This is a genomic window from Tardiphaga sp., from assembly GCF_028290495.1.
GTDB lineage: Bacteria > Pseudomonadota > Alphaproteobacteria > Rhizobiales > Xanthobacteraceae > Tardiphaga.
Window position 1 is genome coordinate 1 of the sequence record NZ_JAQGJT010000115.1, and the last position, 8,822, is coordinate 8,822.

Here is an 8,822-nt window from a genome sequence, read left to right on the forward strand (position 1 = left end):
ACACCGGCGCGTGGCGCTACCCCGGCGCGATCCCCGATGCCAACTTCAATTTCCCAGTGCTGAAGCAACTGATCCAGAAACTGGAAGCCGGCAAGTTCGACGCCTTCTTCATGGCCGATCATCTCGCCGTGCTCAACATGCCGATCGAGGCGCTGAAGCGCAGCCACACCGTGACCTCGTTCGAGCCGTTCACGCTGCTCTCCGCGCTGGCCGCCGTCACCGAAAACATCGGCCTGGTCGCCACCGGCTCCACCACCTTCGACGAGCCCTATCACGTCGCGCGCCGCTTCGCCTCGCTGGACCACATCAGCAATGGCCGTGCCGGCTGGAACATCGTCACTACATCCAATCCCGATGCAGCGCTGAACTTCGGCCTCGACGACCACATGGAGCACGCCGAGCGCTACAAACGCGCCCGCGAATTCTACGACGTGGTCACCGGCCTGTGGGATTCCTTCGCCGACGACGCCTTCGTGCGCGACGTCGAAAGCGGCATCTACGTAGATCCCGAGAAGATGCATGTGCTCGACCACAAGGGTAAATACTTCAAAGTGCGAGGACCGCTCAATATCGCCCGTCCGGTGCAAGGCTGGCCGGTGATCGTGCAGGCCGGTGCCTCCGATGACGGCAGGCAGCTTGCGGCGGAAACCGCGGAGGCGGTGTTTACCGGTGGCGGCGCGATCGGTGACGCCCAGAAACTCTATGCCGACATCAAGGGCCGCATGGACAAGCTCGGCCGCAACCGTGATCACCTGAAAATTCTGCCCGGCGCTTTTGTCGTGGTCGGCGACAGCGTCGAGGAGGCCCAGGGAAAGCGCGCGCTGCTCGACAGCAAGGTGCACTACGCCAACGCCATCGCATCATTGTCGATCATGATCGGCTCGGACGCCTCCGGCTTCGATCCCGACGGCCCGCTGCCGGAGATCCCCGAGACAAATGCCAGCAAGAGCGGCCGGCAGCGCGTCATCGATCTGGCCGCCCGCGAAAACCTCACGGTGCGCCAGCTCGCCCAGCGGCTCGGCGGCTATGGCGGCGCGGCGTTCGTCGGCACGCCCCGGACCATCGCCGACCAGATGGAGGAATGGCTGGTGACGGAGGCCTGCGACGGCTTCAACATCATGTTCCCGTTCCTGCCCGCGGGCCTCGACGACTTCGTCGACAAGGTGATCCCGGAACTGCAGAGGCGCGGAATCTTCCGGACCGAATACGAAGGCCGGACGCTGCGGGAGAATTTGGGCCTGCCGCGGCCGGAAAACCGCTTCTTTCCGGGCTAAGGAGCCGGATTCCGGCGCTTTTCCGGGCCGGAAAACCTTGACTTTGGGGCGTTCGAGGCTAGGTTGCGCCCAACGCGGCCAGTGCTCTGGCTGTCACCGATTCCTGACATTCAGAGGTTTTCACATGGCCAAAGCGGTCACCATCAAGATCAAGCTCGTTTCCACCGCGGACACCGGCTTTTATTATACCGCGAAGAAGAACTCGCGCACCATGACCGACAAGATGGTCAAGAAAAAGTACGACCCCGTCGCGCGCAAGCACGTCGAGTTCAAGGAATCCAAGATCAAGTAAGCGCTGCTTTCAGCGGTTTACGGATTTAAGCGGGGCCCCTTCGGGCCCCGTTTTTATTGGCTTGATGGATCGGTCGACGCTCGGGTCGGCGCTTGCGGCCGCCGGCCCTCAATCCCTGCATATTCCTCGACATGTTGCAGACTGCCTTGCTGCATCACGCCCTCTGACGCATTGCCCGGATCGCCGGATATATCGTTCCTATAACGTGATCCCGGCACTCACATGGAACTCCTCGGCTGCAGCGCCCAACCTGCATATCGCCACCGCCATTTGGTGGGCGTGGATCGTCAGGGTCTGGAAATGGTTGAGATCAAGATTGTGCTCATGCTGGCGCTGGTTGGCATCTTGCTCTCGGCCATCCACCGAACGGCGGCGCGAAGCTAGCGGCCCTTACGCGTGATTCCCCGCCCTGAGGCGCGAAACGAAAGCGCGCTTACGCCGCCGCCGCCACAACCCGATTGCGGCCGTCATGCTTGGCGCGGTACAGCGCGACATCGGCGCGCTTGAGGACGTCAGCGATCGGCTCGCCCTTGGTCTCCAGCGTCGACAGGCCGATCGAGATCGTGACGTCGATGTGCCTGGCGCCTTTGTCGATCGCGAAGGGTTCGCCGGCGATGGCGCGGCGCAGCCGTTCGGCGACCATCCCGGCGACGGTGATATCGGTCTCCGGCATAACGATGACGAATTCCTCGCCGCCATAGCGGCACGCGAGATCGATGCCGCGGATCGACTTGCGGATTCGCACCGCGAATTCACGCAGCACGTCGTCGCCGCAATCGTGGCCATGGGTGTCGTTGATCGACTTGAAGAAGTCGATATCGAGCATCATCAGCGCCAGCGGCTTGCTGCGAACGCCCGCCTGCTCCGCCAGCGTTTCGAGATGGCTCTCCATATAGCGGCGATTGTGCAAGCCGGTGAGGCCGTCGGTGATCGCCATCTCGATTGAATTCTGCACGTTGTCGCGCAGGTGATCGGTGTAGCGACGGCGGCGCACCTGGGTGCGCGCACGCGCCAGCAACTCGTTCTTGTCGACCGGGCGCATCAGGTAATCGTTGATCCCGATTTCGAGACCACGCAGCATCCGCGCGTTGTTGTCGGCATCCGCGATCGCCAGGATCGGCACATGCCGCGTGCGCTCCAGCGAGCGCGCCTGGCTGCACAGCCGTAGCCCGTCGAAATTCTCCAGCGCGAGCGAGACGATCAGCAGGTCGTAATTACCCTCGGCCGCATGAAACAGCGCGTCCGCAGGATTGGGCTCGACATCGATATGGTGCTCGGCGCTCAGGACCGGCGCCAGCCGCTCGTAAGACGACGGCCGGTCGTCCACCAGCAGGATGCGGCCGCCCATGCCGAGATCGGCCACCGCGCTGCGCTCCGGCGCCTGCACGCCGATCTCGAGCGACGTGAGGGCGCGCATCCGCAGTTCATCCGTCATCATCTTCAGACGCGTCAGCGAGCGCACGCGCGCGATCAGCACGGCGTCCGCGACAGGCTTGGTGAGGAAGTCATCGGCGCCAGCCTCGAGCCCGCGCACGCGGTCGGACGGTGAGTCCAGCGCGGTGACCATCACCACCGGAATGAAATGCGTCCGCGGATTGGCCTTGAGACGGCGGCAAACCTCGAAGCCGTCCATGTCCGGCATCATGACGTCGAGCAGGATCAGGTCGCATTCGGAGCGCGCGCAGATCTCCAGCGCCTGCGCGCCTGAGGATGCGGTGGTGACGTCGAAATATTCGGCCGAGAGACGAGCTTCCAGCAGCTTGACGTTGGCGGGGATGTCATCGACGACCAGGATACGCGCGGACATCGATAGCTCCCTAACCGATAAACCGACGTACGGTTTCGATGAATTTGCCGACGGAAATGGGCTTGGACAAATAGGCCTCGCAGCCGCCCTCGCGGATGCGTTCCTCATCGCCCTTCATGGCGAAGGCCGTGACGGCGACCACCGGAATCATGCGCAAGGCCGGATCGTCCTTGATCCAGCGCGTGACTTCGAGACCGGAGACCTGCGGCAACTGGATATCCATCAGGATCAGATCGGGGCGCTGCTTGCGAACGATCTCGAGCGCCTCGAAACCATTGCTCGTGCCGATGGTCTGATAGCCATGCGCTTCGAGCAGATCGCGGAAGAGCTTCATGTTGAGCTCGTTGTCCTCCACGATCAGGACGGTTTTAGCCATCCCGTCCTCCAATCCCGAACGTCAACGTTCTTGTTATAGCGGCGAGCGACATTGCTCTGCTGCGACGACAACACAACCTGTAAGGCGAATTCAGCCTGGGTCCGAATTCACTCCGGCCACCCCGCCGGAGCACCCGCATCGCCGCACGTTGGCCAGTTGCTGGCAACGCCCCGGTGACTCGGGCATGATGAGTTAAAGTAGAGATGATTAGTTACGGAAAGGCAAACAGCCATGCTGAAAAAGCGTGCACCACACCCCGGACAAGTTGCTGAAATCGTTGCGATTCAAGCGCTGTCCTTCGTCGCGGGTGAACCCGAACGGCTGGGTTTGTTCCTGTCCGAGAGCGGAATCGGACCGGAGACCCTGCGCTCGGCCGCCAAGGACCCGCAATTTCTGGTCAGCGTGCTGGATTTCGTGCTGCGTGACGACGAGACCGTGCAGGCGTTTTCCGCCTCGTCGCAGTTGCATCCGACCACCATCGCAGCCGCCCGTCAGGCGCTCGGCGATCCCCACATCGAGCGCGATATCCCGTGACGCCCTCCCCGACAGAATCAAGCGGACCGCGCTGCTTCTGCCGGGATTGCCTTGCCGATCAGGATATCACCGCGAAGCGCTGTAGCGCCTGTGGCTCGCCGCGGCTGGTGCGGCATCATGATTTGCCCGCGCTGACGATGGCGCATATCGATTGCGACGCTTTCTACGCCACGGTGGAGAAGCGCGACAATCCGGAGCTGGCCGACCGCCCCGTCATCATCGGCGGCGGCAAGCGCGGCGTGGTGTCGGCGGCCTGCTATATCGCCCGCACCTACGGAATCCGCTCGGCGATGCCGATGTTCAAGGCGCTGGAGTTGTGCCCCTCCGCCGTGGTCGTGAAGCCGGACATGGCGAAATACGTCCGCGTCGGCCGTGAGGTGCGGCACGCCATGCAGGCGCTGACGCCGCTGGTCGAACCGCTGTCGATCGACGAGGCGTTCCTCGATCTGTCCGGCACGCAGCGCGTCCACGGCATGATCCCGGCCAAGGTGCTGGCGAAGTTTGCCGCGCAGATCGAACGCAATATCGGAATAACCGTCTCGGTCGGGCTGTCGGTGAACAAGTTTCTCGCCAAGATCGCCTCCGATCTCGACAAGCCCCGCGGCTTCGCCGTACTCGACCAGCAGGACGCCTGCGCGATGCTGGCCGAGCGCCCGGTCGGCTTCATCTTCGGCGTTGGCCCCGCGACCGCGGAAAAGCTGTCACAGCGCGGCTTTCGCAAGATCGGCGATTTGCAGAAGGCCGACGAGATCGATCTGATGAAACAGTTCGGCGGCGAGGGCCGCAGGCTGTGGCGACTCGCGCGCGGCATCGACGATCGCCGTGTCGTCGCCGATCGCAACGCCAAGACGATTTCGAACGAGACCACGTTCAACGAGGACATCCGCGACTTCGCCACACTGGAAAAGATCCTGTGGCGGTTGTCGGAGAAGGTGTCGTCGCGGCTGAAGAGCGGCGAAGTGGCGGGCACCACGATCACGCTGAAGCTGAAGACCGCGGATTTCCGCCAGCGCACCCGGTCGCAATCGATCCACGCCCCGACGCAACTGGCGACGAAAATCTTCTCGGTGAGCCGCGAAATGCTGGCGAAGGAGATCGATGGCACCGCCTTCCGCCTGATCGGCACCGGCGTCAGCGCACTGACGCCCGGCTCGCAGGCCGGCGACACCGACATGATCGACCGCCGCTCGGCGGATGCCGAACGCGCGATGGATGATCTGCGCAAGAAGTTCGGCAACGCCGCGGTGATCCGCGGGATTGCCTATAAGGGGCCGGAGAAGGCGTCGTAAAGCTCGTGTCCCGCCGGCAGAACGAAGGACAAAGCAGACCTCACTTGCAGGGCTTTGAGTCTTTCACGTTGAACTTGCCCATCGTGCCGCCGATCACGAAATCATTGTAATCCAGCACGAGCGAGCGCGACACGCCGTTTTCGTACAACTCGAACGACATCGCATAGACCGGGGTCTGTTCGCCGCTGTTCGACTTGGCGGACTCGTCATAATAGCTGACGGTCACGGGCCAGCGGGTCAGCGGCTTCATTGCGTCGGAGCTGGTCGAGGCGTCCGGTTCGGCCGCGGCGCGGTCGCCGGGGATCGCCGCGCCGATCACGGTCAGCGTGTTGTAGACCTTCTCGCCGGTATCGGAGCCATCATAGACCTTGAGCTCCAGCACCGACTTGCCCTCGCGCGCGGCGGCGACGATCCGATGGATCTGCTCGGTCGGAAACACCGTGGCGCCGTCCAGCGTGAAGGTCTTCGCCACCGGCTGCTTCAGCTTGACGGTGACATGGTCGCCGTCGCGTTCAGCAACGCCGTCAATCACGCTGGCGTCGCCGTCGTTCATGCGGGTGTCGATCTTGAAGCGATAGCTCTTGCCGGCGCCGTCTTCCCAGCTCGTCGAGCGCAGATCGCTCAGCGTGTTCTTGCCCTCGCCGGTTTCCAGCTCCGAGACCTGGCGGAAATCCGAGGTGTAGCCCTCGCAGGCGCTGCCGGTGAAATTATACAGGATGCGGCCGCTGGCGGAATTCACGCTGGCGCTGCCGCGCGATTTCAGCAGCTTCAACTCGTACAGCGCCTGATGTGCCATGAACGGCGCGGAAGCCGCAGCCTGCGCTGCACCGCCGACCCCCGCCACCATCAGCGCCACGGCGCCGGTCTGAACGCACGAAAGAATGGATGATCGGCGCATGCGGTTTCCCTGAATTACTGAGTTACAACAATAGAAAGCAAGCTATTGCGCCGCAACTGGGGCCAAATCCGCAGGTCACCAAAAATGACGGGAAATTGACGCCGGCTGGTCCCGCAACCGGCTCCCGGCGGGGCCCCATCGTGGCTTGCATGTGCGGTCATGATGGGTGAAACAGGCCGCCCGGACGACCCAACGGCGCGTTCGGACACGACATCAAGCAAGGGGACGATGATGGCAGGAACGGTCGAGCAGAAACTGGCAGCGATGGGCATCACGATCCACGAGCCGATCAGCCCGCTGGCGAATTATGTCGGCTTCGTGCGCACCGGCAACCTGCTGTTCGTCTCCGGTCAGATCTGCGTCAGCCCAGACGGCCAGTTGCTCGCCAAGGGCAAGCTCGGCGCCGGCGTCACCGTTGAACAGGGTGCTGCTGCCGCGCGCGGCTGCGCCATTAACCTGCTCGCCCAGGTCAAGGCGGCGCTGGGGGACCTCGACAAGGTCGTGCGCGTCGTCAAGCTCGGCGGCTTCGTCAATTCCACGCCGGACTTCATCGATGCGCCCAAGGTCATCAACGGCGCGTCGGACCTGATGGTCGCCGCGTTCGGTGACAAGGGCCGTCACGCCCGCGCTGCGGTCGGCGTTGCCTCCCTGCCCGCCGATTGCGCCGTCGAGGTCGATGGTGTGTTCGAGGTCGCCTAACCGCTTGAGGAAATCCCGATGCGCGCACCCGCTTGGCTTACTGCCCGACCGGTCGCGCATCGCGGCCTGCACAACCGCGCCCGCGGCGTGATCGAAAACATGTCCGGCGCGGTGGCGGCCGCCATCGCCGGCAACTTCAGTATCGAGGTCGACCTGCAGCTCACCGCCGATGGCGAGGCGATGGTCCACCACGACGACGAACTCGGCCGCCTCACCAATGGCTCCGGCTCGCTGCGCAGCCACACCGCTGCCGAATTGAAGCAGGTCGCGTTCAAGGATACGTCGGAGCGAATGATGTCGCTCAGCGATCTCTGCGCGCTGGTCGATGGCCGCGTCGGGCTCGTGCTGGAACTGAAAAGTCACTTCGACGGCGACCGGAAACTCGTTGGTCGCGTTGCTGAAATCCTTAAATTCTACCGCGGTCCGGTGGCCGGAATGTCGTTCGATCCGGACCAGGTGCTGGCGCTGCGTGAGATCCTGCCGGAGCTGCCGCGCGGCATCACCGCGCAGCGGCGCTACGACGACGCCGAGTGGATGGCGCTGACGCCCGCGCAGCGCGACGGCATGCGGCATCTCCGCCATGCCTTCCGCACCCGGCCGCATTTCGTCGCTTACTGGGTCAATGATCTGCCGGCGCCGGCCCCGTGGATCGCACGCCACATCTTCGGCTGTGCGCTGCTGACCTGGACGGTGCGCACCCCCGGGCAACGCGCGGCCGCCGCGACGCACGCCGACCAGATGATCTTCGAGGGCTTTGCGCCGGAGGCGTAACTCTTGAACTGATCGACGCAATGCACAATTCTACGAACGGTCACCGCGACGGCTGATCGCAACTGACCGGTTCCTGGGCTTGATGACATCATCGGACATAACGCTGGAAGCCGTCTCCTCCATCAGCCAGATCCCGGCCGCGGATTGGGACGCCTGCGCCACCTCCGGCGCCGACCTTGGCGACCTCCAGTCGCTCGATACGCTGGCCTTATGCGCGCCCGCAACAAGCCCAAGCGAGATCTCCACTTCAGCCTATAACCCTTTTATTTCGCACGCTTTTTTCCTCGCTTTGGAGAAATCGAATTCGGCCTGTGCGCGCACCGGATGGGGGCCGCGTCACCTGATCGCGAGGCGTGGCGGCGCCATCGTCGGCGTCGTGCCGTGCTATCTGAAATCGCATTCGCAGGGCGAATACGTGTTCGACCGCGGCTGGGCCGACGCCTATGAGCGCGCGGGCGGACGCTATTATCCAAAACTGCAGGTCTCGGTTCCCTTTACCCCCGCCACCGGCCCTCGCCTCTTGATCGCTAACGGCGTCGACCGGGAGCAGATCGGCACCGCGCTCGCCGGCGGACTGGTGGCGCTGGGCGAGGCAACCAAAGCCTCGTCGGTGCACGTCACCTTTGCCCGCGAAGCCGAAGCGAAATTTCTGGCGGCGCGCGGATTCCTGCTGCGCAACGACCAGCAGTTTCACTGGCACAACCATAGCTACGGCAGATTTGAGGATTTTCTTTGCTCCCTCAACTCGCGTCACCGCAAAGCGATCAAGCGCGAACGGCGCGATGCCCTGGCCAGCGGCGTCACGATTCATGCGCTCAACGGCAGCGACATCACCGAGGACGCCTGGGACGCCTTCTTCGCCTTCTACATGGAGACCGGCTC

General features: G+C 63.6%; 11 protein-coding genes. 8 read left to right on the forward strand and 3 right to left on the reverse strand.

Annotated elements, in window-relative coordinates:
- The 3 genes from JWQ24_RS17380 to JWQ24_RS17390 all read left to right on the forward strand — a co-directional run.
- Positions 1-1,274, forward strand: a 1,274-nt coding sequence (locus tag JWQ24_RS17380) for an LLM class flavin-dependent oxidoreductase (RefSeq protein WP_299810596.1), incomplete at its 5' end; no start/stop codon positions are given.
- A 124-nt stretch (positions 1,275-1,398) separates the two neighbouring features.
- Positions 1,399-1,566, forward strand: a complete 168-nt coding sequence (gene rpmG, locus JWQ24_RS17385; RefSeq protein ID WP_143574180.1) for a 50S ribosomal protein L33 — start codon at positions 1,399-1,401, stop codon at positions 1,564-1,566.
- Positions 1,567-1,788: 222 nt separating this feature from the next.
- Positions 1,789-1,950 carry a hypothetical protein gene (locus JWQ24_RS17390; RefSeq protein ID WP_299810599.1) on the forward strand — a complete coding sequence of 54 codons (162 nt, stop codon included), beginning with the start codon at positions 1,789-1,791 and terminating at the stop codon, positions 1,948-1,950.
- Positions 1,951-1,999: 49 nt separating this feature from the next.
- On the opposite strand, the gene JWQ24_RS17395 is transcribed toward JWQ24_RS17390, so the two are convergent.
- Together JWQ24_RS17395 and JWQ24_RS17400 are read right to left on the reverse strand one after the other, a co-directional pair.
- Positions 2,000-3,373: a PleD family two-component system response regulator gene (locus JWQ24_RS17395; RefSeq protein ID WP_299810604.1), complete on the reverse strand. Its 1,374-nt coding sequence runs from the start codon at positions 3,371-3,373 to the stop codon at positions 2,000-2,002.
- Between the two features lie 10 nt (positions 3,374-3,383).
- A complete protein-coding gene (locus JWQ24_RS17400; RefSeq protein WP_299810607.1) occupies positions 3,384-3,749 on the reverse strand; it encodes a response regulator in 366 nt (121 codons plus the stop codon).
- A 234-nt stretch (positions 3,750-3,983) separates the two neighbouring features.
- Between JWQ24_RS17400 and JWQ24_RS17405 the strand changes: the two genes are divergently transcribed.
- Positions 3,984-4,283 (forward strand): DUF3572 domain-containing protein, encoded by a 300-nt coding sequence (locus tag JWQ24_RS17405; protein WP_299810620.1) that lies wholly within the window; start codon positions 3,984-3,986, stop codon positions 4,281-4,283.
- Positions 4,280-5,572 (forward strand): DNA polymerase IV, encoded by a 1,293-nt coding sequence (locus JWQ24_RS17410; protein WP_299810610.1) that lies wholly within the window; start codon positions 4,280-4,282, stop codon positions 5,570-5,572. The genes JWQ24_RS17405 and JWQ24_RS17410 overlap by 4 nt, the downstream gene beginning before the upstream one ends.
- A 40-nt stretch (positions 5,573-5,612) precedes the next feature.
- On the opposite strand, the gene JWQ24_RS17415 is transcribed toward JWQ24_RS17410, so the two are convergent.
- Positions 5,613-6,419 carry a cell envelope integrity EipB family protein gene (locus JWQ24_RS17415; RefSeq protein WP_299810622.1) on the reverse strand — a complete coding sequence of 269 codons (807 nt, stop codon included), beginning with the start codon at positions 6,417-6,419 and terminating at the stop codon, positions 5,613-5,615.
- A gap of 282 nt (positions 6,420-6,701) precedes the next feature.
- Between JWQ24_RS17415 and JWQ24_RS17420 the strand changes: the two genes are divergently transcribed.
- The 3 genes from JWQ24_RS17420 to JWQ24_RS17430 all read left to right on the forward strand — a co-directional run.
- Positions 6,702-7,169, forward strand: a complete 468-nt coding sequence (locus JWQ24_RS17420) for a RidA family protein (protein WP_299810613.1) — start codon at positions 6,702-6,704, stop codon at positions 7,167-7,169.
- Between the two features lie 18 nt (positions 7,170-7,187).
- Positions 7,188-7,940 carry a glycerophosphodiester phosphodiesterase gene (locus tag JWQ24_RS17425; RefSeq protein WP_299810616.1) on the forward strand — a complete coding sequence of 251 codons (753 nt, stop codon included), beginning with the start codon at positions 7,188-7,190 and terminating at the stop codon, positions 7,938-7,940.
- A gap of 82 nt (positions 7,941-8,022) precedes the next feature.
- Positions 8,023-8,822, forward strand: an 800-nt coding sequence (locus JWQ24_RS17430) for a peptidogalycan biosysnthesis protein (RefSeq protein WP_299810619.1), incomplete at its 3' end; no start/stop codon positions are given.

What these genes read in the sequence shown, in the direction of transcription:
- JWQ24_RS17395 (WP_299810604.1), bottom strand. Translation starts at nt 3,373, where the DNA reads ATGTCCGCGCGTATCCTGGTCGTCGATGACATCCCCGCCAACGTCAAG.
- JWQ24_RS17420 (WP_299810613.1), top strand. Translation starts at nt 6,702, where the DNA reads ATGGCAGGAACGGTCGAGCAGAAACTGGCAGCGATGGGCATCACGATC.
- JWQ24_RS17400 (WP_299810607.1), bottom strand. Translation starts at nt 3,749, where the DNA reads ATGGCTAAAACCGTCCTGATCGTGGAGGACAACGAGCTCAACATGAAG.
- JWQ24_RS17415 (WP_299810622.1), bottom strand. Translation starts at nt 6,419, where the DNA reads ATGGTGGCGGGGGTCGGCGGTGCAGCGCAGGCTGCGGCTTCCGCGCCG.
- rpmG (WP_143574180.1), top strand. Translation starts at nt 1,399, where the DNA reads ATGGCCAAAGCGGTCACCATCAAGATCAAGCTCGTTTCCACCGCGGAC.
- JWQ24_RS17390 (WP_299810599.1), top strand. Translation starts at nt 1,789, where the DNA reads ATGGAACTCCTCGGCTGCAGCGCCCAACCTGCATATCGCCACCGCCAT.
- JWQ24_RS17425 (WP_299810616.1), top strand. Translation starts at nt 7,188, where the DNA reads ATGCGCGCACCCGCTTGGCTTACTGCCCGACCGGTCGCGCATCGCGGC.